Source organism: Streptomyces calidiresistens (genome assembly GCF_014141525.1).
Classification (GTDB): domain Bacteria; phylum Actinomycetota; class Actinomycetes; order Streptomycetales; family Streptomycetaceae; genus Streptomyces; species Streptomyces calidiresistens.
In genome coordinates this window covers 1-1,030 of the sequence record NZ_VKHS01001261.1, presented here as the reverse complement: position 1 = coordinate 1,030, position 1,030 = coordinate 1, and the positions used below count along the sequence as shown (strand labels likewise).

At 76.8% G+C, this 1,030-nt stretch carries 1 protein-coding gene and 1 riboswitch; the gene reads right to left on the bottom strand.

Annotated features, from left to right (window positions below; genetic code table 11):
• Positions 1–645, bottom strand: a 645-nt coding sequence (locus FOE67_RS26765) for a class II aldolase/adducin family protein (protein ID WP_323385586.1), incomplete at its 3' end; no start/stop codon positions are given.
• A gap of 173 nt (positions 646–818) precedes the next feature.
• Positions 819–943, top strand: a riboswitch (cobalamin riboswitch).
• Positions 944–1,030: the final 87 nt, after the last annotated feature.

Genomic DNA, 1,030 nt, shown 5'->3' with positions numbered 1-1,030 from the left:
GTGCCGTACGTCGCGTAGGGCGCGACCCGCACCGGCCCCCCGAGGGCGGCGCAGGCGTAGTGCACCGCCGGTACCTCCTCCACCCGACGCTTCTCCCGGCGCCTCCCCCAGCGAGATCGTGCCGTGGTTGGCCAGCAGACAGGCGGTGCGGTCCCGCAGCGCCACCACCGCGCCCCCGGCCAACCGCTCGGTGCCGTACGTCGCGTAGGGCGCGACCCGCACCGGCCCCCCGAGGGCGGCGCAGGCGTAGTGCACCGCCGGTACCTCCTCCACCAGCGTCGAGACGGCGGTGGCGTGCACGGCGTGGGTGTGCACCACGGCCCGCGCCTCCGGCCGCGCCCGGTACACCGCCAGGTGCAGGGGGAGTTCGCTGCTGGGCACCGGCCCCGCGGGGACACCGGGCTCCCCCGAGCTCCCGCCCGGCGGCCGGCCGCGGAGATCCACGACGGCCAACCCGGTGGGGTCCAGCCGCTCGTAGGGCACCCCGCTGGGGGTGATCACGACGGTGTCCCCGACCCGTGCCGAGACGTTGCCGGAGGTGCCCACCACCAGACCGTCCGCCACCGTGCGGCGCGCGGTGGCCACCACCGCCCACCGCACCGACTCCGGTACGGCGCCGTCCGGTCCCCCGAGCCGTTCCTCCACGCCCGCTCCTCTCCCCGTCGGGCCCGGCGGGGCCGACCCCTCCCCGGGTACGCCGCAGCGTAATCCCCCACGGCGTGTGGGGTCGGGCACACCGGCGCGTCGCAGGTCAGCGGGGAGTTGACGGGCGGAATCACGGCATGGTGCACTCATCGCTGCCCACGCGGCGACAGGAGAGGAAGCCGGTGCGAATCCGGCGCGGTCCCGCCACTGTCACCGGGGAGCGCTCCCCCATCGAGGGGCCACGGTCCGTCGCCGGATCGGAAGGCCGGGGGTGCGCGGATCCGGGAGCCAGGAGACTCTCGTCGCCGTTCACGTCGACCCGGGGCGCGGACCCCGAGGGAGGACACCCCGTCATGACCGGCGCCGGCCCGCCCGCCCCCGTACC